General features: G+C 60.8%; 22 protein-coding genes and 1 tRNA gene. 14 read left to right on the top strand and 9 right to left on the bottom strand.

Annotated elements, in window-relative coordinates:
* The first annotated feature begins 127 nt into the window (after window positions 1-127).
* Window positions 128-1,126, top strand: coding sequence for an NAD(P)H-dependent glycerol-3-phosphate dehydrogenase (locus tag QYQ98_RS00530; protein WP_302006833.1), 999 nt, complete (start codon window positions 128-130; stop codon window positions 1,124-1,126).
* A 20-nt stretch (window positions 1,127-1,146) separates the two neighbouring features.
* The gene (locus tag QYQ98_RS00535) at window positions 1,147-2,211 is read left to right on the top strand and encodes a D-alanine--D-alanine ligase family protein (RefSeq protein WP_302006834.1); all 1,065 of its coding nucleotides are present in this window, start codon (window positions 1,147-1,149) and stop codon (window positions 2,209-2,211) included.
* Here the strand turns inward: QYQ98_RS00535 and QYQ98_RS00540 are convergent.
* The gene (locus QYQ98_RS00540) at window positions 2,183-3,169 is read right to left on the bottom strand and encodes a DUF3515 domain-containing protein (RefSeq protein WP_302006835.1); all 987 of its coding nucleotides are present in this window, start codon (window positions 3,167-3,169) and stop codon (window positions 2,183-2,185) included. The genes QYQ98_RS00535 and QYQ98_RS00540 overlap by 29 nt on opposite strands.
* A 57-nt stretch (window positions 3,170-3,226) precedes the next feature.
* On the opposite strand from QYQ98_RS00540, the gene QYQ98_RS00545 reads away from it, so the two are divergent.
* Genes QYQ98_RS00545 through coaD form a run of 6 tightly spaced genes read left to right on the top strand, consistent with a single transcriptional unit; the run spans window position 3,227 to window position 9,701 of the window.
* Entirely contained in the window at window positions 3,227-4,207 is a 981-nt protein-coding gene (locus QYQ98_RS00545) for a thiamine-phosphate kinase (protein WP_302006836.1), read from the top strand.
* The gene (locus tag QYQ98_RS00550; protein WP_302006837.1) at window positions 4,204-4,848 is read left to right on the top strand and encodes a uracil-DNA glycosylase; all 645 of its coding nucleotides are present in this window, start codon (window positions 4,204-4,206) and stop codon (window positions 4,846-4,848) included. The genes QYQ98_RS00545 and QYQ98_RS00550 overlap by 4 nt, the downstream gene beginning before the upstream one ends.
* A gap of 11 nt (window positions 4,849-4,859) precedes the next feature.
* Window positions 4,860-6,431 (top strand): DAK2 domain-containing protein, encoded by a 1,572-nt coding sequence (locus QYQ98_RS00555; RefSeq protein WP_302006838.1) that lies wholly within the window; start codon window positions 4,860-4,862, stop codon window positions 6,429-6,431.
* Between the two features lie 4 nt (window positions 6,432-6,435).
* Window positions 6,436-8,565, top strand: coding sequence for an ATP-dependent DNA helicase RecG (locus QYQ98_RS00560; RefSeq protein ID WP_302006839.1), 2,130 nt, complete (start codon window positions 6,436-6,438; stop codon window positions 8,563-8,565).
* 28 nt (window positions 8,566-8,593) lie between these two features.
* Complete coding sequence (gene rsmD / locus QYQ98_RS00565) at window positions 8,594-9,202, top strand: 16S rRNA (guanine(966)-N(2))-methyltransferase RsmD (protein WP_302006840.1); 609 nt, start codon at window positions 8,594-8,596, stop codon at window positions 9,200-9,202.
* 16 nt (window positions 9,203-9,218) lie between these two features.
* A complete protein-coding gene (coaD, locus tag QYQ98_RS00570) occupies window positions 9,219-9,701 on the top strand; it encodes a pantetheine-phosphate adenylyltransferase (protein ID WP_302006841.1) in 483 nt (160 codons plus the stop codon).
* On the opposite strand, the gene QYQ98_RS00575 is transcribed toward coaD, so the two are convergent.
* The 4 genes from QYQ98_RS00575 to QYQ98_RS00590 form a co-directional block, all read right to left on the bottom strand.
* Complete coding sequence (locus tag QYQ98_RS00575) at window positions 9,702-10,457, bottom strand: amino acid ABC transporter ATP-binding protein (protein WP_302007775.1); 756 nt, start codon at window positions 10,455-10,457, stop codon at window positions 9,702-9,704.
* A 35-nt stretch (window positions 10,458-10,492) separates the two neighbouring features.
* On the bottom strand, window positions 10,493-11,452 hold the full coding sequence (locus QYQ98_RS00580) for an amino acid ABC transporter permease (protein WP_302006842.1): 960 nt from the start codon (window positions 11,450-11,452) through the stop codon (window positions 10,493-10,495).
* A 2-nt stretch (window positions 11,453-11,454) separates the two neighbouring features.
* The gene (locus QYQ98_RS00585; RefSeq protein WP_302006843.1) at window positions 11,455-12,354 is read right to left on the bottom strand and encodes an ABC transporter substrate-binding protein; all 900 of its coding nucleotides are present in this window, start codon (window positions 12,352-12,354) and stop codon (window positions 11,455-11,457) included.
* 76 nt (window positions 12,355-12,430) lie between these two features.
* Complete coding sequence (locus tag QYQ98_RS00590) at window positions 12,431-12,619, bottom strand: hypothetical protein (RefSeq protein WP_302006844.1); 189 nt, start codon at window positions 12,617-12,619, stop codon at window positions 12,431-12,433.
* 455 nt (window positions 12,620-13,074) lie between these two features.
* Between QYQ98_RS00590 and QYQ98_RS00595 the strand changes: the two genes are divergently transcribed.
* The 4 genes from QYQ98_RS00595 (at window position 13,075) to QYQ98_RS00610 (ending at window position 16,808) form a co-directional block, all read left to right on the top strand.
* Entirely contained in the window at window positions 13,075-13,941 is an 867-nt protein-coding gene (locus tag QYQ98_RS00595; RefSeq protein ID WP_302006845.1) for a cutinase family protein, read from the top strand.
* Window positions 13,942-14,164: 223 nt separating this feature from the next.
* Window positions 14,165-15,724 (top strand): sodium:alanine symporter family protein, encoded by a 1,560-nt coding sequence (locus tag QYQ98_RS00600; protein WP_302006846.1) that lies wholly within the window; start codon window positions 14,165-14,167, stop codon window positions 15,722-15,724.
* A 212-nt stretch (window positions 15,725-15,936) separates the two neighbouring features.
* Window positions 15,937-16,569, top strand: a complete 633-nt coding sequence (locus tag QYQ98_RS00605) for a YdhK family protein (RefSeq protein ID WP_302007776.1) — start codon at window positions 15,937-15,939, stop codon at window positions 16,567-16,569.
* A 165-nt stretch (window positions 16,570-16,734) separates the two neighbouring features.
* Window positions 16,735-16,808: transfer RNA gene (locus QYQ98_RS00610), tRNA-Leu, on the top strand.
* Window positions 16,809-17,051: 243 nt separating this feature from the next.
* Here QYQ98_RS00610 and QYQ98_RS00615 read toward each other — a convergent pair.
* Window positions 17,052-17,903 (bottom strand): hypothetical protein, encoded by an 852-nt coding sequence (locus QYQ98_RS00615; protein ID WP_302006847.1) that lies wholly within the window; start codon window positions 17,901-17,903, stop codon window positions 17,052-17,054.
* Between the two features lie 48 nt (window positions 17,904-17,951).
* Window positions 17,952-18,296 carry a hypothetical protein gene (locus QYQ98_RS00620; protein WP_302006848.1) on the bottom strand — a complete coding sequence of 115 codons (345 nt, stop codon included), beginning with the start codon at window positions 18,294-18,296 and terminating at the stop codon, window positions 17,952-17,954.
* A gap of 364 nt (window positions 18,297-18,660) precedes the next feature.
* On the opposite strand from QYQ98_RS00620, the gene QYQ98_RS00625 reads away from it, so the two are divergent.
* The gene (locus QYQ98_RS00625; protein ID WP_302006849.1) at window positions 18,661-20,562 is read left to right on the top strand and encodes a hypothetical protein; all 1,902 of its coding nucleotides are present in this window, start codon (window positions 18,661-18,663) and stop codon (window positions 20,560-20,562) included.
* A gap of 163 nt (window positions 20,563-20,725) precedes the next feature.
* Here the strand turns inward: QYQ98_RS00625 and QYQ98_RS10070 are convergent, their stop codons facing one another.
* Both QYQ98_RS10070 and QYQ98_RS00630 read right to left on the bottom strand, forming a co-directional pair.
* Window positions 20,726-20,875, bottom strand: a complete 150-nt coding sequence (locus QYQ98_RS10070; protein WP_367881633.1) for an integrase core domain-containing protein — start codon at window positions 20,873-20,875, stop codon at window positions 20,726-20,728.
* A gap of 322 nt (window positions 20,876-21,197) precedes the next feature.
* Window positions 21,198-21,407 (bottom strand): hypothetical protein, encoded by a 210-nt coding sequence (locus QYQ98_RS00630; RefSeq protein ID WP_302006850.1) that lies wholly within the window; start codon window positions 21,405-21,407, stop codon window positions 21,198-21,200.
* 285 nt (window positions 21,408-21,692) lie between these two features.
* On the opposite strand from QYQ98_RS00630, the gene polA reads away from it, so the two are divergent.
* Entirely contained in the window at window positions 21,693-24,374 is a 2,682-nt protein-coding gene (gene polA / locus QYQ98_RS00635; RefSeq protein WP_302006852.1) for a DNA polymerase I, read from the top strand.
* Window positions 24,375-24,392: the final 18 nt, after the last annotated feature.

A 24,392-nucleotide genomic window follows, 5' to 3' on the forward strand; every position in this document is an offset into this window, starting at 1 on the left:
GTTGAACATTGTCCCGCATCTGGCGCGGGCGCGCATAACCCCGAATTCCCTGGGGAGGTGCTCTACACTGTGACGGGCAGAAATCCGCTCCGAGCGAGCGGAGAGCAATGACGAAAGGGTGGCGCGCATGGTCAAGGTGGCTGTCCTTGGCGCAGGGTCGTGGGGCACGGCATTGGCGAAGGTGTTTGCTGATGCGGGAAATTCCGTGAGCTTGTGGGCGCGCCGCACGGAGCTGGCTGCTTCGATCCAGCGGACACGCGTCAACGCCGATTACCTCGACGGCATAGTTCTGCCGGAGGCGATTGAGGCGACGGATGACGCGACCGAGGCGATCGACTCAGCTCAGATTGTCATTCCCGCTGTGCCGAGCCAGACCATGCGCGGGAACCTGGCGGACTGGGCGCCCCACATTCCGAGCGACTCGACTGTGGTGTCTATTTCCAAGGGCATCGAGTCGGGCACCTATAAACGGATGAGCGAGGTCATTGCTGAGGTCACGGGTGTTCAGCGGGAACGCATCGCTGTGTTGACCGGACCGAACCTCGCACGCGAGGTCGCGCACGAGCAGCTGGCTGCGACAGTCATCGCCTGTTCGGATCTGAACCGGGCCAAGCTCATCCAGGCGGCATGCGCTACCTCGTACATGCGCCCGTACACGAACACTGACGTGGTGGGCTGTGAAATCGGCGGAGCATGCAAGAATGTCATCGCGCTGGCGTGCGGCATGGCCGCGGGAAAGGACATGGGGGAGAACACCCAGGCCACGCTCATCACCCGGGGGCTCGCAGAAATCACCCGCCTGGGCATTGCGCTCGGAGCGGACCAGCGCACGTTCGCGGGGCTGGCGGGGCTCGGGGATCTTGTGGCCACCTGCGGTTCGAAGCTGTCCCGCAACCGGACCTTTGGTGAGCGTCTCGGTCGCGGCATGACGCTGGATCAGGCCCGGAACGCCACGAACGGGCAGGTGGCTGAAGGCGTGATCAGCTCGCAAAGCATTCACGAGTTGGCGCTCGCCAACGGCGTGGATATGCCTTTGACTGAGGCCGTGTTCTCCGTGTGCCACCGCGATTTGCGCGTGGACGACATGATCGCAGCGCTCATGGGGCGCTCCAAGAAATCGGAGTAGCGGCTTGTAGTGTGGTCTCCATGATCACAATCGCCGTACTCTACGGTGGGATGTCCTCCGAGCATTCCATTTCTTGCATCTCTGCCGGGGCCATTATGGCGGAGCTGCCCCAAGACAAGTACCGGATCTTTCCAGTCGGCATCACTCAAAACGGCACGTGGGTCGAGGGGACGACCGATCCTGTCGGGGATTCCCAATTGCCGAGCGTAGGCGACGGGCGCGAAGTCGCGCTGTCCGTGAATCCGGCCCGCCGAGGCGAGTTCTTCGACCCGAATACCGGTGAAGTTCTGGCGGCGGTGGATGTAGTTTTCCCTGTTCTGCACGGCACAAACGGTGAGGACGGCACGATTCAAGGGTTGCTCGACCTCGCCGGGATTCCCTACGTGGGCACAGGAGTTCTGTCCTCCGCGTGCTCCATGGACAAGGAATTCACTAAGACAGTCGCCCGCGCGGCAGGAGTTCCGGTCACGCGGGAATTCATCCTCCACGAGGATGCGGATTTCTCGGCGGTGACCGACGAGGTGCGTGAGTACCTCGGTCTTCCCGTCTTTGTTAAACCCGCCCGCGGCGGATCGTCGATCGGCATCAACAAGGTCGAGGCATGGGACAAACTCGAAGACGCCGTCCGTTTCGCTCGCCTCTACGACACGAAGGTGATCATCGAAGCCGAGCTCGTCGGCGACGAGGTCGAGATCGGAGTCATAGAACGCCCCGACGGTGAACTTGTCGCTTCTCCGCCGGCGAAACTCAGCGGCACCGCGGATTCGGAGGAAGGTTTTTACGGGTTTGAGACGAAGTACCTCGACAACGTGGTCACGGCCACAATTCCCGCGGGCTACGACGATACGGTCAATCAGCAGCTCACGGATCTATCGCTGAAGACTTTCCGTGCACTGAGCTGCACGGGCCTGGCGCGCGTTGATTTCTTCGTCACCGCAGACGGGCCGATGCTCAACGAGGTGAACACCATGCCGGGCTTCACCTCGATTTCGATGTTCCCGCAGGTCTTCCAGGCCGCAGGTATGTCATACGGGGAATTGCTGGAAACTCTGATCGCTACTGCGCTGGAACGTTCTGCTGGATAGCGTTCGACACCGCAGTCAGCGCACCATCGCCGATGCCGGCCGGCAAGAAGACCGCGATCTCCGCTGCGCGTCCCGGGGCGTAGAGAACCGTGGCAGGGACAGTCCTGTCGCCGTCCGGTTCCTCAAACCAAGGGATGCCGTTGACCTGCGTGAGCTGTGCGCCGGGCGCGTAGCTCGGTGGCGGGGCGACGCCGCATTTCAGGACCACGGGATCGAAGCCGTCCGCACTCCACGCAGCGGAAGCGGCGCCGAGGCCGTCCACGCTGGAGACGTCGATACGCGAATAAGCGTCCGTTAGTTCTTGCGGCAGGGCCGCGATGAGATCGCGGCACGCCGCGCCCGAAGCATCGTCTGCCGCGGACTCAAGATCCGCCAGCGGTGCTTTACCCGGATTCGGCTCAGTGGCGTGGAGTGCACCGACATCGAGATCCTCGACAGGCGACGGGCGGCCATTCAGAGCAGCGTCTTCGGCGGTGACCGCCACGACGGGGGAGCGATCCACAGTGAACCAGGTGGTCAGATTCGCACCCGGCGCGGGATCGCGGACTTTCATCCACTGCGCCCTGGCAATGGTCTCCGTCGGTGTGAGTTCCGTGAACTGCAGCGGTGCGTCAACGCCGCAGCGCAACGTCACGCGTTCGGCGGAGGAAGACTGCCAGACAGCGGCACCGGCCGGCGCCGGGGCCGCAAGCTCGGCCCGGGAATGCCCCGCAAGCGTCTTGGGCAGCGAATCTACGAGAGCCTCGCATTCCGGGGAGTCGGCCTCGGGCGACGGTAACTCCGTCAAGGCCACCGGCTGATTGTTAAGCTGCTTGAGATACAGCTTCGACCCTATCAGCACACCGGCGACAAGCAGCAGAGCCAGTCCGAGACTGAGCAGGATCAGTGAGCGCCGCATGACGGCCCCCTGGTCGCTTCGGTCGGCGGGCGGTTCCGTGAGCGTCCTGCTGGTGGTCATAGCGGAACATTGTATTCGGACACTGAGTAGCACTCTACGGAAAGGCCCCCATCGACCGTGATCCAGACTGGTTTTCCTTCAGGCGGGCCCACACTCGGTGACGTCGGCGAAAGAGCGGTAATCCAATGCATCATCGACGCCACCCCCTCCGCCGTCAACGGGGACGATGCTGCGGTCCTGCACCGGTCCTCTCCGAATTCCCGCGTTGTGGTCACGACCGACATGCTGGTGGAAGGACGCCACTTCAGGTCTGATGTGACCACGCCGCGCTTTATCGGGCGGAAGGCCATCGTGCAGAATTTCGCCGATGTCGAAGCGATGGGGGCACGCCCGGTCGCTGCCCTACTGTCGCTGTCTGCGCCGAAGGATCTTCCCGTGTCCGTTGTGGAGGAGCTCGCCAGCGGCATTGGCCAGGAAGTGGGGAAGTACGCCGCGGAGCTTGTCGGCGGCGACGTCACATCCGGGGACAGCCTGGTTATGTCGGTGACCGCTGTCGGATCGCTCGGAGGCAATCGCCCCCCGCTGACACTGGACGGTGCCCGCGCCGGGCAGAACCTGGTGGCCCACGGCCGCATCGGTTACTCGGCTGCCGGCTTGGCCCTGCTGGAATCCGGGAGAGAGATCCCGGAAGAATTGGCTCCACTTGTTGAGGCGTACCAAGCACCGGAGATCAACCCCGGCTCCGGAGTCGTCGCGCGCTCCGCTGGTGCGAGCAGTATGACGGATAACTCAGACGGTTTATTGCACGATCTCAACCTCCTTGCAGCACGTTCAGGGGTGTGCATCGAAATTGACTCGGGCACAATCGCCCCCGATGAATGCCTTCGGCAGGCGGGGGAATTCCTCGACCATGACCCGTGGCAGTGGGTCTGCGAGGGCGGGGAAGACCACACTCTGTTGGGCACGTTGAGCGGGGATGCGCCGGTGGGGTTCCGCACGATCGGCACCGTGACCAAATTGGGCCCCGACGAGCAGCCGAGGGTTTCCATCGACGGACATGCACCGACATACGGCGGAGGATGGGAGAGTTTCGCATGAGTTTGCCTGTGCACCCCTCGTGGGAGGAACCGCTCGCACCTGTAGAGGATAAGATCCACGAACTGGGTGATTTCCTGCGCAGCCAACCGGCGTTCCTGCCCGCCGGCAAGGACATTCTCCGCGCTTTCCAGGATCCGTTCGACGATGTCCGAGTGCTCATCGTGGGCCAAGACCCGTACCCTACGCCGGGGCATCCAATGGGCTTGAGCTTCTCCACACAGCCGGGCATCGCCCCGCCCCGCTCCCTGGTGAATATTTACAAGGAGCTTGACGACGATCTGGGCATCCCAGCGCGCCCCGACGGGGATCTGTCTTCCTGGGCGGGCCAAGGCATCCTGCTCCTGAACCGGGTGCTCACCGTCGCACCGGGGAAGCCCGGTTCCCACCGCGGGGTGGGGTGGGAAATGGTAACTGAGGCCGCGATTCGGGCACTGGCACAGCGCGGTGTGCCGCTCGTCGCGATCTTGTGGGGGCGCGACGCGCAAACCGCGAAGCGATTTTTGGGGGACACCCCATGCATCGAGTCGCCGCATCCATCTCCGCTGTCGGCGCGCAACGGGTTCTTCGGCTCACGTCCGTTCTCCCGTGCCAACGAGGCGCTGCGGGCTCAGGGCGCGGACGGTGTCGACTGGGCACTGTAGAGTAAGGCCCCATGACTAATCCTGCGGTGATCGACGGTGTGCGACTGCTGTCGTGGGCTCGTCGTGCCGCGCAGGAGCTAGAGACGCACCGGGAGGAAATCAACAGCCTCAACGTTTTCCCGGTGCCGGATTCGGACACGGGCTCGAACATGGCTCACACCATGACAGCGGCGGTGAAACAAGCCGAAGCGTTGGAAGAAAGCGCTGGAGTGGCGGAGTTTGCTTCGGCGCTCGCTGTCGGCAGCGTCAAAGGTGCGCGCGGCAATTCCGGGGTGGTGCTGTCGCAGGTGCTGCGTGGGGTCGCGCAGGCTGCAGCCGAAGGTGAGCTCGGCGCAGCGAGCGTCGCAGATGCGCTGAACAATGCAGTGGGGTACGTGGACCGCGCCATCAGCGATCCGGTGGAAGGCACGATCCTCACCGTACTGCGCGAGGCCGCCGAAGCAGCCCGCGGTGCCCTTTCCGGGACAGATGCGGCAGAACTGTCCCACGTAGCGGGCGCAGCCGTAGCAGCGGCCGAGGATGCTCTGGCGAAGACACCTTCACAATTGGCTGAGCTGCGTGCTGCTGGTGTTGTGGATGCTGGGGGGCGCGGCCTCGTGCTGCTGCTCACTGCACTGCGCGACGAGGTCGCGGGCACGGACAGGGAGGATGCCGGCGGCCCCAGAGCGCAATCAGAATCCCGCACAGAGGACTCGGCGCCACTCTCACCAGAGCAGACTCCCTCCCACGGTCGCACGGACTGGTTAGAGATCATGTTCATGTTCGTCGGGCCGGTGGACGAGCTTGAAGCATCACTTGCTTCGATGGGCACGAGCCTCGTCATCGCCCGGGTGCACGACGCTCAGGCGATGATTCACATTCATTCCCTCGATGCGGGCGCGGTCATTGAGCAGGCATATTCACTGGGCGCAGTATCTGAACTGAGGCTAGAGATTCTTCCGGAACCGGAGCGTGAGCATGACGCGAATTCTGCCGACCGCCTCATCATCGCAGTGACTCCCGCCGGATCAGTGGCGGAACTCTTCCGCCAAGCTGGTGCCGTTCCCGTGCAATCGGGCGAGGATCTCACCACCCGCATTCGGAACGAGCTCACCAAAGCCGGCTCAAGCGAATTGATCATTCTCCCGAACGGGCACGTGGGCTCACATGGTGTGAAGCAGATTTCGGATGCTGTTCAGGGGTCTCGCACAGCTGTCGCAGTGCTGTCCACACAGCGGCTCGTCGGAGGTATCGCGGCCTTGGCGGTGTACGACCCACGGTTGCCGCTGGAAGCGGCAGCCGCCCAAATGGATGAAGCAGCCGCCGATATGCGCGCCGCAGACATTGTGGCCGGGGCAGGAAAACAGATCATGGTGTTGGCACCGGACGGCGGGCTGCTGGCGGAGGATGAAGCGGTTCAGTTGGCCGTCGATAAGGCGTGTCGCACGATGCTCGCTGAGGGCGGGGAGCTGGTCACACTGCTGCTCGACGCGGACGCCGTCGCTGATGTCGATGCCGCTGAGCTCGAAACTGCGCTCGGTGCTGAAGTGTCGGTCTATCCCGCGGACGGTCTCGGCGTCGTGGGGCACATCGGGGTGGAATAGACACGTGCTGGGCATCGACTACTCAACGCCGCTGAATCTGCTCATACCCACCCGGCCTGCCCGCGCGATCGCGAAAGCCTTCGGAATTGAGACGGCGGAGGGCCTGCTGGAGCATTATCCGCGCAAATACCTGCGCTACGGAAGCGGGCCGGCGCTGGAGGGAGCTCTGCCGGATGACCGCATCACCTTCATCGGAACTGTGATCTCAACGCGGACGATCACCGCGAAGCGCCCCATGTTCAAGGTTGAGATCTCCGATGGGCACGACACCATTCACGCGACGTTTTTCAGTTTGCGTTACGCCCCGCGCGTGCTCCACGGCGGTGTGCGCGCGATGTTCACCGGCAAGCTCAGCTACTTTAACGGCCAGCCGCAATTGCAGCACCCCGACTTTCTTATCCTCGACCCCCCGAAGTTCAAGAACGGCGGAGAAGAGCGTCCGTCGCCGAAGGGTGGCGCGACGGGGTCGATGAAGCAGCTCTCCGTCTTTGGCAACCCAGACGAGATTCTCGCCGGCAGGGAATGGCTGCCGGTGTACAAAGCCACGAAGAACCTGTCCACGTGGACCATAATGGGTGCGGTCAACGCGGTGCTGGACACTCTGCCTCCGGTGGAGGAACCGCTCGGATTCACTCCGGAGGGGTTCATCTCGCTTGATGCCGCGATCCGGCAGATCCACGACCCGGGGCCAGCGGGACCGGACCCCGCCCGGGCGCGGCTGAAGTACAACGAAGCGCTTCGCGTCGCTTTGATCATGGCGCTGCGTCGGGCGGATTCGCGCCACCGCACGGCACCTGCCCTGCCGCGGGTGAAGGGCGGATCGCAGGAACAGATGTTGGGCAATCTGCCGTTCGCGTTCACGGCGGGCCAGGAGGAGGTCTTCGGGGAGATTTCCCGGGACCTGGACAGCTCCATTCCGATGAGCCGGCTGTTGCAGGGCGAAGTCGGTTCGGGCAAGACGATCGTGGCGCTCGCCGCCATGCTTCAAGCGGTGGACAACGGCATGCAATGCGCGCTGCTCGCCCCGACGGAAGTGCTCACTCTCCAGCACGAGAAATCATTGCGGAAGACTCTGATGCGCACCGGAGTGCACGCGCGGGTGGTCGCTTTGACCGGATCGATGTCGTCCGTGCAGCGGCAGGAAGCGCTCCTTGCCATCATGACCGGCGAAGCGGACATCGTCGTGGGAACGCACGCGATCATTCAAGACAACGTCGAGTTCTTCAACCTCGGTTTCGTCGTCGTCGATGAGCAGCACCGCTTCGGAGTGGAGCAGCGCGACCGCCTCCGCGACAAGGCGGGGGAGAATACACCACACTTGCTGGTCATGACCGCGACACCGATCCCGCGAACCATCGCTATCACTGTTTTCGGCGACTTAGCGGTGTCCACGCTCAGGGAACTGCCCGGCGGCAGGAAACCGATCCAATCCTCAATCGTCCCCGAGTTCAAAGACGCATGGATCGAGCGCGCATGGGAAAAAATCAAGGAGGAAGTCGCCGACGGGCACCAGGCATACATCGTGTGCCCGCGTATCGACGGCCCCGGTGGCGTCCTCGAGATCGCCCACCTCCTCGGAAAAACCCATTTCCGGGGATTGAACGTCGGCGTCCTGCACGGGCGCATGAAGGGCGAGGACAAAGACGAGGTCATGTCCGCATTCGCGGCAGGCACAATCGATGTCCTTGTGTCCACGACAGTGATCGAGGTTGGCGTGGACGTGCCCAACGCCACCGTGATGATGGTGCGGGAATCGGAGCACTTCGGCGTTTCCCAGCTGCATCAGCTCCGTGGTCGTGTGGGGCGCGGCGGGCACGAGTCACTGTGCCTCTTCCACACTTTTGCCGAGCCCGGCACCCGCCAGTTCCAGCGGGTCTCTCAGATCGCGGCGATTTCCGACGGATTCCAGCTGGCAGAACTTGACCTGCAGAACCGCCAGGAGGGTGACGTACTGGGCACACACCAGTCCGGTAACGAGCGGCAGCTCACACTGCTCAACCTGGTCGAGGATTACGAGATCATCCAGCGCGCGTACGACGACGCTGAGGCAGTGGTGGCTGCTGACCCTGAGCTCGCGCGCTCCGTCACCGACACCGAGATCCTTGAGGAATTCGAGTACCTGGAAAAGAGCTAGGGTCCCCGCGACCGTTAAAGTGTTGCCCATGAGCCGAATCATTTCGGGCGAGGCCCGCGGACGCACCATCAAGGTCCCCCCGGAGGGCACCCGTCCCACCTCAGACAGAGCGCGGGAGGGGTTGTTCTCGTCTCTGCAGGTCCGCTTCGGCTTCGCGGGACAGACTGTGCTCGATCTCTTCGCCGGTTCCGGCGCCCTCGGCTTAGAAGCCGCCTCCCGTGGTGCCGAGGAAGTCGTGCTCGTGGAATCCAACCCGCAGGCGGTGGAGATCATTCGCCACAACATGCGCGTGGTTGGCCACCCGCATGTGACCGTGGAGCAGTCCAAGGTGTCTGCCTATGTGCCGCGCGCACCGAGGAAGCATTTCACCATGGTGTTGGCCGACCCTCCGTACGACCTGCCTGACGAGGATGTCGTGGAGATGCTGGAGGCCCTGATCCCCTTGTTCGCAGATGAAGCCGCTGTCGTCGTTGAGCGCCACCGCGACAGCCCGGAGACTAAGTGGCCCGAAGGTTTCACCCCAACAGGGCAGAAGCTGAAGAAGCGGCTGTACGGTATAGCTCGTATGGATATGGCGACGTTCTCGCGCGATGACATTGCGGGAAGCACACCAGATCCACACCGGAACAGTGAATAGACGAGAGAGTGCAACAATGACTAAAGCGGTCTGCCCTGGTTCCTTCGACCCAGTGACCAACGGGCACCTGGACATCTTCACGCGTGCGTCCCGCAGCTTCGACGAAGTGGTCGTCCTTGTGACCGGGAACCCGAACAAGCAGACCGGGTTGTTCTCCATCGAGGAACGCATGGACTTCATCCGTGAGGTCACCAGTGACTTTCCGAATATCACTGTGGACACATGGGGCGGACTGCTGGTGGATTACACCACCGCCCACAACGTCGGTGCGCTGGTGAAGGGCTTGCGTTCGTCCCTCGATTACGACTACGAGCTACCGATGGCGCAGATGAACCGCCGACTCTCCGGTGTGGACACCTTCTTCCTCATGACGGACGAGAAGTACGGCTACATCTCCTCTTCTCTGTGCAAAGAGGTGGCCAAGTACGGCGGAGACGTCACCGGCCTCGTGCCCGACTGCGTGGTCGAGGCGATGAACGCGAAGTACCGCGACGCCTAACTACTTGAAGATCGAGGAGAGAAATTCCTTCGTCCGCGTGTGCTGCGGGTTGTCCAGCACCTGCTCGGGCGTTCCCTTCTCCACGATGGTTCCGTCAGACATGAACGCGACGGTGTCGGCGACTTCGTGGGCGAACGCCATCTCGTGGGTGACCACGATCATGGTCATGCCGCTCGCCGCCAGATCCTTCATCACCCGAAGGACCTCGCCGACGAGTTCGGGGTCGAGGGCGGAGGTGGGTTCGTCGAAAAGCATGAGCTTCGGATCCATTGCCACAGAACGCGCGATGGCGACTCGCTGTTGCTGCCCGCCGGAAAGTTGGACCGGAAACGCATCCGCCTTATGGGCGAGACCGACCTGGTCCAGCAGCTCCATAGCTTTCTTCTTTGCCTCCTCCGGCTTCTCGCCTTTGACGTGGACCGGGGCCTCGATGATGTTCTCCAGCACAGTGCGGTGGCCGAAGAGGTTGAAGGACTGGAAGACCATGCCGATGTCGCGGCGCTGAAGGGAAGCGTCCTTCTCCGAGATCTCATGCAGCACACCGTCTTTCTCGCGGTAACCGATGAGGTCCCCGTCGACGTAGAGGCGACCCGCGGTGACCTTCTCCAGGTGGTTGACGCACCGGAGGACCGTCGACTTACCCGAGCCGGACGGACCGATCAAGCAGGTGACTTCACCGGGCTGGACCTCGAGGTCGATGCCTTTGAGGACATCGAGGGAACCGAAAGACTTCCACACGTCCACGGCTTGGACCATCGGCGTGGATGAAGGGGAAACAGAGCTAGTCACGGTTAACGGTTCCTTTCCACGACGGTGACGTTGTTAGGGGCTTTGCCTTCGGCATCCGTGAGCGCGGCCAACTGGCGTGCGGTCAACTCGCGGGTCACACCGCGGTCGAAGTAGCGCTCGAGGTAGAACTGCCCGACCATGAGAATCGAGGTGATGACCAAGTACCACGTCGCTGCGACGAGCAGCATCGGTACCGGCTCGAACAATGCAGCCGCGATGTCCTGTGAACGGCCGTAGAGCTCCAGCGAGTAGGGGACTGCCACAACGAGCGAGGATGTCTTCAACAGGGAGATGAACTCGTTGCCGGTCGGGGGAATGATGATGCGCATCGCCTGGGGGAGAACCGTGCGGCGCATGGTCATGCCCCAGCTCATGCCGAGTGCCTTAGAAGCTTCGATTTGTCCCTCTGGCACTGAGTTCACACCCGAGCGCACGATCTCCGCCATGTAGCCTGCCTCGTTCAAACCGAGGCCGATGACGGCGAGAGCGAAAGCGGACGAGGTCAGTGCCTCGAGCGACACCTCAGTGAAGCCAAGGTTGACGGATTGGTAGATCGCGCCGAGCAGACCCCAGAAGACGAGTTGGACGTAGATCGGGGTGCCGCGGAACACCCACAGGTACAACCAAGCGATGGATTTGAACACCGGGTTCGGCGACATCCGCATCACCGCGAGAATCACGCCGAGGATCACGCCGATGATCATGGATAGAACCGTGATTGCTAGTGTGTGCCCGGCCGCGGTGAGGATCCGGGTGTCAAAGAGATACGCCCGGTACGTGTCCCAGCCGTAGGCTTCACGGCGCGCCGCATCGACGATGAATAGTGCGAACAGCGCAAGAAGGATGGTGGCCGCGATCCAGCGGCCTGGGTGCCGCAGCGGCTTCGCCTCGATCCGCTCCGGTCTGCCCTCCGGCTTAGACGAGTATTCCTGCGCCCCTGCTGATGCTGCTGTAGTGCTCATTCTCACTGCCCTCCTACAGGCTGTTCATTGATCTGCGCCTGCTCCAGCAAGCCTGTCTCCACTCCCCACTGGGAGAGAATGCGCTCGTAGTCACCCGTGTCAATCAGGTGCTGCATCGCCGCAGCCATTGCTGGGCCGAGCGGCGATCCCTTCGGCACAGCGAAGCCGTAGGGGGCTGCGTCGAACATGTCTCCCACCAGCTCGAGGTCGCCGTCAGCACGGTTCACAGCCCACGCAGTGACAGGGGAGTCGGCGCTTAAGGCATCCGCGCGGCCCACGAGAGCCGCCAGTGCTGCGTTGTCCGAGGTGTCATACGACAAGATCGTCATGGGATTGCCCTCTTCTTCGCACTTCTCGGCCTTCGGCCGCACATCGTCGGTTTCAGAAACCGTGGTGCGCTGCACCGCGACTGTCAACCCGCACGGGTGTGATGGGTCCACGCCCGACTCAGGTCGGGATGCCCACTGGATACCGGCGTAGAGGTAGTTGACAAAGTCGAAGTTCTCGCGGCGCTCCTCAGTGTCGGTGAAGCCGGAGATCCCAGCATCCAAGGTGCCGGCTTGCACTGCGGGAAGGATCATCGCGAAGTCCTGTTCCTGTGCGTCGTATTTCAAGCCCATGACACTGGCGACGGCACGGCCCAAGTCCATTTCCATCCCGATGATGTTGCCTTCAGAGTCTTTGAACTCGAACGGGGCGAATGGCGGGTTGGCGCCGATGGAGAGTTTGCCGGTTGCCTGAATATCTTCCGGAACCATGGCAGCGATTTCGGGGACGGCGGCTGGGGAAATCTCTTCCCACCCATCGGGGTTTCCGCCTTCTCTATTTGTGACGCAACCTGCAAGCATTGTCACGGGAAGAAGGACGGAGCACGCGACCGCCCTTTTGGCACGGGTGAACATAGCGGAAAGCATACTATGCCGTACCGTGAGAAAAAGATACGGCCGCGCTGCACTGCGCGGCCGATCATGAGGAGCATTAACGGGGAATGTTCGCCATGACAATTTGAACTGCCTGACCAATAATGGTCACGCTCGCCGTAATGATCGCCCAATTGAGGATCGCTTGGGTGAACCCCTGGGAGCTGAGCTCGGCGTCGCCGGAGAACATCAACTTGTAGGGCTTGAACAGCATGTCCATGAAGCCTTTGAAGGAATCCTCCTCCATGGAGGAGGCGATGCTCGGGTCAAACGCTTTCTCGATGCCCCGTTCGACAGGTGTATTCGTGCCGGTAGCAGACTCTGCGGCCTGGACGGTAGCGGCTGGAGAGACAGCCGGTACAGCCGGTACAGCGGTGAAAGCGAGAGCGGTGGCGAGGGCGGAGGAAGCGATCTTTTTGCGTATGGAGGTGAGCCTACCGCTGAACGTATCACCGCGAAATTTCCACGGGGGCTCGTACTGTGTGAAAACGCTGATTCAGCGTGAAACTCTAATTAGAAGGCCCACACGATATTAGGGCGTGATGTCATCCAATGGCCCGTCTCATTTTCGGCGAGCGTGGGGCTTCGGCGCGTTCAAGTAGGCACGACGGTGTAAATGGCTTACGATAGTCCGGGTTCAGTCAGGAAAAATTACGGTTGCGGTTAGAAAACTCAGCGCCCCTCAGCCAAGGAGTTATATCGATGTGGAAGAAGATCGTCGCAGCGGCGGCAGCAGCCGTTGGTATCGCTTCAGTCAGCGCTACTCCCACGGACGCTCAGGATCTGAGCTCTCTGGCTCAGTCCCCGAAGGTGACTAAATGTTCGGACGAGTTCTTGATCGACATTCCTGGCGGCGGAAACACGGTCCCATTCCTTCCGGAGACGGCCCCCATTGGCGGAAAGGAGACTGAGGTTTCAACCGGTGTTTACCGGGCTTCACATGGTCGGATTCAGCCGGTGTGGATCTCGTATATGTCCATTCCGTTCACGTTCATGAGCTACAACGATTCTTCCCGCGACGGATACCGGGTCGCTTCCGACACGATGCGTCGTCTGGCAGATATGTGCCCGAACGCTACCTTCAGCATCACCGGGTACTCGGAGGGTGCTGATATCGGTGCCCAATTGGTGAATGCAATCGGGCACGGCCGGGGGCCAGTTCCTGCGAACCGGGTGAACTCCGCGGTGTTCATCTCCAATCCGCATCTTGCGGACAACGGTGGGTCATTCTCCGGTGGCGCAACGGCAGCGAACCAGGGTGCACTCGAGCGTCTTGACGGGGGCTACGGTGAGCTCGGACCTCGGGTGCTTGATATTTGTCGTAGCGACGATCCGATCTGCGCTTTCCCCGACGAGTGGCGTGTCCACGTTGATCCGTTCCTCCGCGTAGCCATGTTCCGCGGGCAGGTTCCGGTGACCGAATTGCTCACCATTATCGCAAAGCGTTCCCCGACGACGCTGCCGTTGATTTTCAGCATGGTCAACCACGTGAACTACGGCGGGGCGAACCTTGCCGAGGGGCCTGCGTGGATCCTTTCCCGCCAAGCGCCCATCCGCCAGGCGAACTAGCACACGGACTCACACGCGGGATTCGGACGCACTGACTAGCGCTTTCTCCTTTAGCACGAATTGACCGGCCCAGGATCGTCCCTGGGCCGGTCGTGTGCTTTATGCGTGCTTTGGGTGCCCGAACGCGCGAGTCTCTGTAAAGAAAAATGCGCGAAACCCAATTATGGGTGACGCTAATGGACTAGATTCGTAGAAAATTTTTCAAAGGGCCTGGGAGGCAGCCGTGGAAGAGATCATAAACAGCCTAAATGATGCGATTTGGTCGAACTGGCTGGTGTACCTGTGCCTCGGTGCCGGCGTGTATTTCACGCTAGTGACCCTGTTCCTCCAAGTGCGGTGTGTTCCGGACATGATCCGACAGTTGAAGTCGGGAGAGGACTCAGCAGCGGGTATTTCCTCGTTCCAGTCGCTGATGATCTCCTTGGCTGGGCGTGTGGGCGTGGGAAATATTGCTGGTGTGGCGACTGCGATTGCGTTCGGCGGGCCAGGTGCGGTGTTCTGGATGTGGATCGTCGCTTTCTTGGGGTCTGCCACGTCCTACATCGAGTGCTGTCTCGCGCAGATTTACAAGGAAAAGGACCAGGACACCGGCGAGTACCGCGGCGGGCCCGCGTACTACATCGAGAAAGCGTACAGCCACACAAGGGCGCGACCATTCGCTCTTGTCTACGCAATCGTCTTCGCTGTCTCAATGATTCTGGCCACCTCGTACTTCCTGCCGGGTGTGCAGGCTAACGGAGTCGCAACGGCAGTAGAAAACGCGTGGTCGATCCCGACCTGGGTCACCGCCGTGGTGATGGTCGTGCTGCTGGGAATCATCGTCATCGGCGGCGTGAAGCGCATTGCGTGGTTCGCCTCGATGGTCGTGCCGTTCATGGCGTGCATCTACATCTTTGTGGCGATCCTTATTCTCTTCGCCAACGCGTCGCAGATTCCCGAGGTATTCGGAATGATCTTCCGGGCGGCCTTCGACAAAGAAGCCGCTTTCTCCGGTCTGCTCGGATCGGCCATCATGTGGGGCGTCAAGCGCGGCATTTACTCCAATGAGGCCGGGCAGGGCACCGGGCCACAGTCTGCTGCTGCGGCGGAGGTCTCCCACCCGGCGAAGCAAGGTTTTGTGCAGGCTTTCGCCGTGTACGTCGACACTTTGCTTGTTTGCTCGGCAACCGCGTTCATCATCATTTCCACGGACATGTTCCGCGTGTACGAAACCGGCAGTGAAGACGGACCGGTCCGCTACACAGGCGCTGTTGCTGATTCAGTGGCTGTCGGCCCCGGATTCGTGCAGTCGGCTCTGGATCTCTACACCCCTGGCCTCGGGGCGAGCTTTGTCGCGCTCGCTGTCCTGTTCTTCGCATTCACGACGATTATCGCCTACTACTACATGGCGGAGGTCAACTTCACGTACCTGAACCGGTGGATCAAGAGCGAACAGATCCGAACTGTGGCAATCTGGTTCCTCCGCATCCTCATTCTGGTCTCAGTCTGGGTCGGTGCCACCACAACACCCGGTACCGCGTGGGCGCTCGGCGATATCGGCGTGGGCACGACGGCCTGGCTCAATATCCTGGCGATCCTCGTTCTCCAAGTCCCGGCGCTCAAATGCCTGTGGGACTACCGCCGCCAGAAGAAGGCTGGACGTGACCCGCAGTTCGACCCGGAGGCCTTAGGCATCCGCAATGCAGACTTCTGGGTGGAGCGCAAAAAGACGATGGTCGAGCAAGGAACGTGGGACAGCGTGGCGCTTATCGACGGCTACCGTGCCACCTCCCACGGCGCATAGAGCAACGAGGAATAAGAACGGCGCCGGCCCCAACTTGAAAGGGGCCGGCGCAGTCGTTTTTCGTCGTCAAGCGGGCGCTGCTTAGAGCACGGGGCCACGGGTTTTTCGTGTATTCTGGCGGGCCCGTCGCATTGACAGGCACTTTCGTGTTTGCGACCGAAATATAGCCCGAGAAATGAACTCGAACAAGAAAACGAGAGGTGTTCACACTCATGTTCTCCCGCACAACCGCTCTCATCGCAGCTACTGCAGCCCTCGGCCTCACCGCAGCGGCGTGCTCTTCAGAGACGAACGACCAGGAAGCCGAGACAGAGACAGCTACGGCCACGGAAACCGGGATGAGCGAGTCCATGGCCACACAAGGTCAGTCGGATGATGATGCTCACGGCGAACACGGCGAACACGGGGGCCACGACCACCCGGCTGATGGCGGCCCCGCACCGGCCGGCATGGTCGAGGCAGCCAACCCCACATACCCTGTGGGCACCGAGGTGATTCTCACCGCCGACCACATGCCGGGCATGGAGGGAGCTAAGGCGACGATCGTCGGGGCGTTCGACGACACCTACACCTACGCGATTTCCTACACTCCGACGGACGGCGGTGACCCAGTGAAGAACCACAAGTGGGTGGTCCAGGAAGAGCTCGAGGATGCAGGTAGCGACCGCCTACCGGACGGTGCCGAGAAAGTCGTCACCGCCGATCATATGAGCGGAATGAAGGGTGCGACCTCCACGATCGACTCATCCACTGACGAGACCGTCTACATGGTCGATGTCGACGCCGAGGGCATGAAAATGAAGAACCACAAGTGGGTCGTGGAGAGCGAGATCCAGCCCGCTTAGAACGGCACCCGCCGACTGACATCTCCCGACGAGTTGTGGCTCGCGTCGCGCCGGGGGTGAAAAGCCCGTTTGTTCGGCCCCTGGAGCTGGGGCCCGCCCGTGCGCAATAGTGGGCGGGCCTGCAGTTTTCGCCGTCGGTGATGGTTAAGGTATTCTCATGGAATCGCCCCAGTAGCCCAATTGGCAGAGGCAACGGATTCAAAACCCGTCCAGTGTGAGTTCGAGTCTCACCTGGGGCACTTTTAAAAACGGGGGTTTCGGAGAACTTTTCGAAAGAGTTCGGAAAACTTTCACCGGAACCCCCTTTACTTCTGTTTTCAGCAAGCTGGGACGGAACCTGCTGGTAAAAAGCGCTTCGACGAACACCAAACGCCCGGAAATCGGCAGATTAAGACCGATTTCCGGGCGGTTTTCGCTATTCGAACAGGACTTCTAGGCCGCGGCCCTCCAGAACTCTTTTTCTGGTGGCTTGCGGCCTGCGTTTACGCGGCAACTGGCGGAGCGTTCGGGAACGTGCCGGCTAGCGCTCGCTCGCTGCGTTTACGGTCTAGGTCGTCGCGATAGCCACGCGGCGACGGATCATTGTCATCACCGCTCTCGTCAAACCAGGCCGAATCAGAAGTCAGCAACAGCACGTTAACGGCGACGCAGGAAATCGCGGTCGCAATGAGTTGGCCGGCCCACCCCCGCATGAGGCGCATGGTCGAGTCGCCAATACCGACGCCGCGGGCGTTCTTGAGCTTGTCGTTGCGGGACTCAATCATGTTGCGCTGACCGTACACCTCCTGCCACTCCGGGGTGCCGTACGCCGGCCCTTGCTGGAGCCACCGGGCACCGTCCTCGACGCTGTTCTTGATGGTCACCGAAGCCTGTCGGCAAATTGCGGGTGGTGCAGCAGAGAAGCCAGATACGTCCTTGACAGTCAGTTCGAGCCGTTGTTTCGCAGTAGGCTTCTCGTCCCCTCGTGCTACGAGAGCACAAGCTAGTGCCGAACCCGGAGCCTTGACAGGGCACCGGAATCGACGGTCGCCGTTCTCGTTCGTCGTGCCTTTTGTGGCGAGCGCGAACTTCTTCCGCCCCTCCAATCGGCCCATGTACGTCTCGTGGTCAATGTCGCCAGCTTCGTACTCCGAGTGCGGGTCAATCAGCCCAGGAAATGCGTTGATTCCCGGTGAGTAGAGTCCGCCGTCAATGACCACCGCGCCTGACGGCAAAACGGTTTGTAGGCCACGCTGCTTGTCCTTGTAGTCGAAGACGAGGTCATACCCCTCCTCGCGCAGCGGAATGTGCATTCTCTCCGGCTTCTGAGCTGGGTAGAGGCGGTCGAACAACATGTAACCGCGCAGTAGCTCCGGCCTTTCGGTGATGTTCTGGAGCGCCTCCTAAAGTCGTTCTGCTGGGTTCACACCCGGGCGGTGAAAGCCCATACCCAGAATGAGACCAGGGTGCCCACCCCGTTTCGCAAACCCTGGCCCGGTCATCGCGGCGATGGTCGCCTCGAAACCCCAAATGTAGGTGCCACCCTTAACCTCCAGATTCTCCCCGTCATGGTCGGTGGTCTCCTTGTGGTGCCAACCAGCCACAGGGGTCGACGCCATTAAAGCGTCTTCTGGCACTGACCCCTGGCGCATCCGCTTGCGTGCCGGCGTGCCGCGCTTAGACACCTGAAGCGAGGTACCGTCAACGGCGACCGTGCCGTCCCACTGGGCGAAGACTTCCGGGGACAAAGTTCGATGCTGGCCCAGATGAGTCGGTTCGTGAACTCTGTTCCGCGAGCGCGGCGTGCTTCACGAAAGGCAGCGGTCACCTGGCAACTCCCGCGCTAAAGTCCGCGTTGATCTGGCCGCATTCTGGGAAAATCGAAGAACCGGCGTGGGCTCTTGAGTAGCCATCACTTCAAACACTCGAGAAATCCGGTCCGGTGGCGGGCGCGGACAGAGGATTACAGCACGTGCATATTGCCATAAACCTGCTCATCCCGTGAGCTGGCGGAATCTAGTCGATGTAGATGTTATTGGCGAACGAGACTGGCCTGGAAGGCGAGAGAACATTAAAACACTCAACTGCAAACCAAAAGGTTAAACTGGCGAAATGGCCATGTCCATTGACTATGTGCGCTGGATTGGAATTGCAGCGTGGACCAGTGGTTTAGCCATTCCACGAAACTGCCAGGCATTGACTGTTCTTCCGGGGGATTCTTCCGGAAGAATCTTGATCCAGAGCGCCGGGGGACGCGCCACAACATTCGAGGACATTGAGCGTGAGTACACACATATCCAGTGGTTGCTAGCCGGAGCTCCTAGTGATGAATCTGTGTTGGATTATGTGTACCACCAGCAGCTCTGTCTAACGCATTATGAGCTCATCGACCATGACTTCGCCATCCTGGATGTCAGCGATAGCGCATGCGAGAGCAAAAACTACTCCTTCAGGCAGTCGTCAGCCGCTAATCGCCGCCCCGACTACAGTCCCAAGGCAGCATTAGCTGCAGCTCAGCGCCTCAGCAACTCCGCAATAGGATCGGCTCTTTCAGAACATATTCCTGCCTGGAATATGGCCGAGTCATTAGGGCTGCTAGCTCTTGCTGTTCGTGAATACTTCACGGGCACGGTCGTACGGGAACTTACTCGGAAGTATGTAAAGGATCTTCGTTCGGATGCTCCAAACAGCCAGGAATGTCTCGGTTGTGGACGCCTCGCCTATAGCGTGGCGTCTAAAGTTAATGATGACTCTGCAACCACCACTCCGGTGATCACCCTGCACGTTCAGGAAGATGATCCTCTCTTCACAGAATCTGTGTTGAGGCACATCGTTGACCGGGCACAGGCCTTCGCTAGCGCATGTGGAAGTGGCGTTCATTGCGCGTCGGTATTCCACGACATCATTTTCCACCAGGCGTTCCCTAGCACCGTCCATGAACCGGATGCTGAAGAAACGCCAATCATTCTGTACCGGATCCCGCTCAGCACTGATCTTCTCCCTGTCCAATCCTTAACGCAGGTGTTGGGTGACAGCGCCGCCCGCACAGCCGATGACGCACTGAGAGAACCTCCCCAACGGACTTCGCTAAGTATTCGTCGGCTCCCAGAGAGCGGCATCATCCGGGTTCGCAGCTTCATCCCAGGAACAAGCATCGTCGATCGTGCAATTCACCGCGGCGGCTATCTCGCATCCTCGGAACTTGTTTCTAAGTTACAACAGGAAAAGGCGATGGCTGATCCTGATTGTCTCGCCGCAGCTGTAGCACCGGCGCTGATCTGGGAATCTCTCAGCACTTGGGGTCTCGCGTCCGGCAGCACCGTAAGTTCAGTGTGTTCTGTGCTTAGCGTGCGTGCCAATAGCATCTCGGCTGTGGCAGGTTCCATTCATCAACCACTGTTGACAATTGAGGTCGATGCGCAGGCGCCTCTCGGCACTGTGGCACATGACGTGTGTGATGTTCTCGGTGACCTGGGCATCGATTCCTTTACGGACTTCCCGATTGAGTTGCTGTGGTTCGATCCGACGAAAGAGGCCGGCGTCAGCACCTCCTCTCCCAACGCTGCACCCCCACAGGCCACGTCGTTGGAACTCCCCGTCTTATGGCCCCGTGCGTTAGGGGCACGATCAATAGCTGCCACAAATCAGGCACTCGCGCTCGCCGCCGTTCGCCGAGCTCTGCGCCACTGTTGCACTAAAGGCCTGTCATGGATCGGGGTCGCCCATGCTAGAAAAACCTATGCCAGTGGGAGGCATCTAATTAGGGTGGCGGTCGCGTTCGAGTCTGAAAACACAGACAGAGTGGCCGTCAATCAGGAATTGTCTCTCGCAATGAATGCGGTTTTTGCAAATAACTCTATCGGTCCACATGTCACCTGCGAGGTTATCGATGCTAACCAAATAACCGACGCTTCAGCGTGGGTCACGGCGGCTGGGTACCATCCCGTTACTGGTTTCCTGCCTGCATATATTCAGCTTGAACACCTCACCACCGGCTATGCACCAAATTCATGATCGCTATCACCCGAGGTTTGATAGCCATGCTGGGGTGGTCTGAGAATTAGGGTCAGTAGGCTTAAGCGACTGCCTGCTGTTCTTTCTTCCAATTCTCCGCATACCTGCCCGGGCTGAGATAGCCCAACGCCGAGTGCGGATGTTCAGTATTGAACCGGCGCGATCACCAGTCAACCATGACCCTGGCGTGGGTGAGATCCTCAAAACGATTATCCTCACGTAGCTCGTCGCGCATCCGGTTATGCAATGACTCGACAAACCTGTTGTGCCATAGCTGAAATCGCCGAAACAGCGCGGAAGGCCTACGCCCCAATAGACGCTGAGTTCCTCAAATCCATAAGCTGAGCCAACGTTCCGAGGTTCGACTACACCAGCGCATTCAAGGACATGGTGCCTAAGATTGACCTCTCGGCCTTCGCACCGAAGATCGAGCTGCCACCCATTTCGGAGGAACTACAATAGACCCTCGACCAGGCGTACAAGGGCATCTTTGAAAACGTCGCCGTCTTGCCAGGCGTGGAAGCCGTACTTCAAAGCGCGAGAGAGCGTTCAACGCAGTACGCCGGATTGCTTCCCTTTGCCCGGCGAGAACCTCTGCCGTATCTCCCAAGCTTCAACGACGGGTTTCTCGCCGTTTACGCCTGGCTAGGCGATAGTCGGGTGAAAAGCGCAAACTCTCGAGCGAGGAACAGCTTGAAACTCTTGCCTCCGGTTGGAAAGAAGGCGACGAAAACGCTCTCGATGACCTTTTCGAAGAGTAGATTACCTCCCTCGGCATGGTCACGGCCTACACCGAGATTTTCACCGAGTTCGGCGACGCGCTGGAAGACGAATTGCTCTTCCACAAGCAGGAGCAATAGATCCGCGCAACAGGGATCGGCGGATTAGTGAATCTCCTGGTAGCGGGCACGCGTTGGAACTAGATCAAGGAACGCATGGAACTAGACTGGGAACAAGCCTCTATTGTCGCTAGTAGTAGAGTTTTGCGAAGCCCCCCCATCGGTCTTCCACTCGCGAGAAAGGCCGATGGGGCTTTGTGGTTGAAGCGCTTCCGGTACGGGCTGCAACCGGCCACGGTGGTAGTGTCTCCCGCTCCGTCCCCGGCCGGCCGATCGGTACAGTGGAACGCTGTGACTTCCCCAGAATCTTCATCGCAACCAAAACGCCTGCTGCTTATCGACGGCCACTCCATGGCCTTCCGCGCCTTCTACGCCCTTCCGGCGGAGAACTTCTCCACCTCGGGTGGGCAGCACACGAATGCGGTGTACGGATTTCTGTCGATGTTTTCCAATATTCTCGCCGAGGAGCAGCCGACTCACGTGGCGGTCGCCTTCGACATCGGCCGGCAGACCTTCCGCACAGAGCGCTTCCCGGAATACAAGGCGCAGCGCGCCGCCGCGCCGGAAGAGTTCAAAGGGCAGGTGCCGATCATCCAGGACATGCTCGGCGACCTGAGCATTGTGACGCTGACCAAAGAGAACTACGAAGCCGACGACATCCTGGCTACACTCACAACACAGGCCCAGGACGAATTCGAGGTGATCATTGTCACCGGCGACCGTGACTACTTGCAGCTGGTCAACGACAATATCACCGTCTTGTACCCGACTCGCGGCGTGTCCACTCTCACGCGTTTCACGCCCGAGGAAGTGGAGAACAAATATGGCCTGACTCCGGCCCAGTACCCGGACTTCGCGGCTCTGCGCGGCGACCCGTCGGACAACTTGCCCAATATCCCGGGGGTGGGGGAGAAGACCGCCACGAAGTGGATCGTCCAGTACGGGGACTTGAACTCGCTCATCGAGCACGCCGACGACATCAAGAGCAAGGCCGGTAACGCTTTCCGCGAACGGATCGAGCAAGTCCGACTCAACCGGGAGCTCACCCAGATGGTGCGCGACCTCGAATTGCCTGTCGGCCCCGACGAACTCGAGCTCAAACCGGCCGACGTCACCGCCGTCGCGAAAGCCTTCGACGATCTCGAATTCGGCGTCAACCTCCGCGAACGGGTCCTCGCCGCCATTCCCACCGACGGTGAGGCACCGGCAACCGAGACAGAAGAGCTGCCGGAACTTACCATCGACGATGAATCTCTCGACACGTGGCTCGCCGCCCGCGAGGGTCAAGGCCTCGCCCTTTTCGTCACGGGCGACGCCACGCCGGCGAATGGGGACGCGTGGGCGGTGGGGATCGTCGATAAGCAGCGGCACGGCGTGACCAAGCGTTTGAGCGAGATCACGCCCGAGGAGGACACCGCACTGAAGGCGTGGCTCGAATCGGATGCGCCGAAGTATCTCCACAGCGCTAAAGCTGCGTGGCATATGCTGCGCGGTCGCGGGATCACCTTGCGCGGCATCGCGCACGACACCGCAATCGCCGCGTACCTCCTGCGTCCCGGCCAGCGTACCTACCACCTTGACGACGTCTACCAGCGCCACCTGCAGCGCCAGCTCACCGCAGGAAGCGACCAACTGAGCTTGCTCGACCAGGACACCGCCGAGGTCGATTCCGCGCTCGCCATCCTCGAACTCGCTGCGGCGCTGGGCGAGGAACTCCGCGCAATCGATTCGTTCGAGCTCTACGCCGACCTCGAGCTGCCGCTTTTGACCATCCTCGCCGAGATGGAGGACGCCGGCGTCGCCGTCGACATGGCAGTTCTCGAAGACCAGCTCGCCGAGATCGCGCAGAAGGTCACCGACGCCGAGAACACAGCACGCACGCTTGTCGACGAACCCGACCTCAACCTCTCTTCCCCCAAACAGCTCTCCGTCGTGCTCTTCGACAAACTCGAGCTGCCCAAGACAAAGAAGACCAAGACGGGCTATTCCACCGCCGCGAAAGAAATCGAGGCGCTGGCCGCGAAAAAACCGCACCCGTTCCTCGATCAGCTCCTCGCGTACCGCGAATGGCAAAAGCTCAAATCCACCATTGAAGGCCTGATCAAGACCATCCACGACGATGGCCGGATCCACACGACCTTCAACCAGACCGTCGCCTCGACCGGACGCCTGAGCTCCACCGAGCCGAATTTGCAGAACATTCCCGTGCGCACCGAAGCCGGCCGCCGGATACGTTCCGCGTTCACCGTCGGTGAGGGCTATGAATGCCTGCTCACGGCCGACTACTCCCAGATTGAGATGCGCGTCATGGCTCACCTCTCCGAGGACCCCGGGCTGATCGAGGCCTACAAGGAAGGGGAAGACCTGCACAACTTCGTCGGTTCCCGCGTTTTCGACGTCCCCATCGATCAGGTGACCCCCGAACTCCGCCGCCGCGTCAAAGCCATGAGCTACGGCCTCGTCTATGGTCTCAGCGCCTTCGGCCTGTCTAACCAGCTGGGGATCCCCGCCGGTGAAGCCAAAAAGATCATGGAGTCCTATTTCGAACGATTCGGCGGCGTGAAGCGCTACCTGGATGACGTTGTCGAGCAGGCCCGCCGGGACGGCTACACCTCCACCGTCTTCGGCCGCCGCCGCTACCTGCCGGAGCTCACCTCCGACAACCGCGTCGCCCGGGAGAACGCAGAGCGCGCAGCCCTCAACGCGCCGATCCAGGGCACCGCCGCCGACATCATCAAGGTAGCGATGATCCGCGTCGATGCTGCGCTCGCTAGCGCCCGCCACAACGGCGAGCCCCTCAAATCACGTGTTCTCCTACAGGTCCACGACGAACTCGTCGTAGAAGTCGCCCCCGGCGAGCTCGACCACGTCCACGCCATCGTCGAGGAAGAAATGGACCGCGCGATCACCCTGCGAGTCCCCCTTGAAGTCTCCGCGGGCACCGGCTCGAACTGGGACGAAGCCGCCCACTGATCCGAAAAAGAAATCTGG

Source organism: Corynebacterium sp. P3-F1 (genome assembly GCF_030503635.1).
Lineage (GTDB): Bacteria > Actinomycetota > Actinomycetes > Mycobacteriales > Mycobacteriaceae > Corynebacterium.

Coding starts and splice junctions, on each gene's coding strand:
- QYQ98_RS00550 (WP_302006837.1), top strand. CDS start 4,204: ATGAGTTTGCCTGTGCACCCCTCGTGGGAGGAACCGCTCGCACCTGTA.
- rsmD (WP_302006840.1), top strand. CDS start 8,594: ATGAGCCGAATCATTTCGGGCGAGGCCCGCGGACGCACCATCAAGGTC.
- QYQ98_RS00590 (WP_302006844.1), bottom strand. CDS start 12,619: ATGGAGGAGGATTCCTTCAAAGGCTTCATGGACATGCTGTTCAAGCCC.
- QYQ98_RS00555 (WP_302006838.1), top strand. CDS start 4,860: ATGACTAATCCTGCGGTGATCGACGGTGTGCGACTGCTGTCGTGGGCT.
- QYQ98_RS00535 (WP_302006834.1), top strand. CDS start 1,147: ATGATCACAATCGCCGTACTCTACGGTGGGATGTCCTCCGAGCATTCC.
- QYQ98_RS00595 (WP_302006845.1), top strand. CDS start 13,075: ATGTGGAAGAAGATCGTCGCAGCGGCGGCAGCAGCCGTTGGTATCGCT.
- QYQ98_RS00530 (WP_302006833.1), top strand. CDS start 128: ATGGTCAAGGTGGCTGTCCTTGGCGCAGGGTCGTGGGGCACGGCATTG.
- QYQ98_RS00625 (WP_302006849.1), top strand. CDS start 18,661: ATGGCCATGTCCATTGACTATGTGCGCTGGATTGGAATTGCAGCGTGG.
- QYQ98_RS00580 (WP_302006842.1), bottom strand. CDS start 11,452: ATGAGCACTACAGCAGCATCAGCAGGGGCGCAGGAATACTCGTCTAAG.
- QYQ98_RS00615 (WP_302006847.1), bottom strand. CDS start 17,903: ATGTTGTTCGACCGCCTCTACCCAGCTCAGAAGCCGGAGAGAATGCAC.
- QYQ98_RS00575 (WP_302007775.1), bottom strand. CDS start 10,457: ATGGTCCAAGCCGTGGACGTGTGGAAGTCTTTCGGTTCCCTCGATGTC.
- coaD (WP_302006841.1), top strand. CDS start 9,219: ATGACTAAAGCGGTCTGCCCTGGTTCCTTCGACCCAGTGACCAACGGG.
- QYQ98_RS00540 (WP_302006835.1), bottom strand. CDS start 3,169: ATGACCACCAGCAGGACGCTCACGGAACCGCCCGCCGACCGAAGCGAC.
- QYQ98_RS00605 (WP_302007776.1), top strand. CDS start 15,937: ATGTTCTCCCGCACAACCGCTCTCATCGCAGCTACTGCAGCCCTCGGC.
- QYQ98_RS00585 (WP_302006843.1), bottom strand. CDS start 12,354: ATGTTCACCCGTGCCAAAAGGGCGGTCGCGTGCTCCGTCCTTCTTCCC.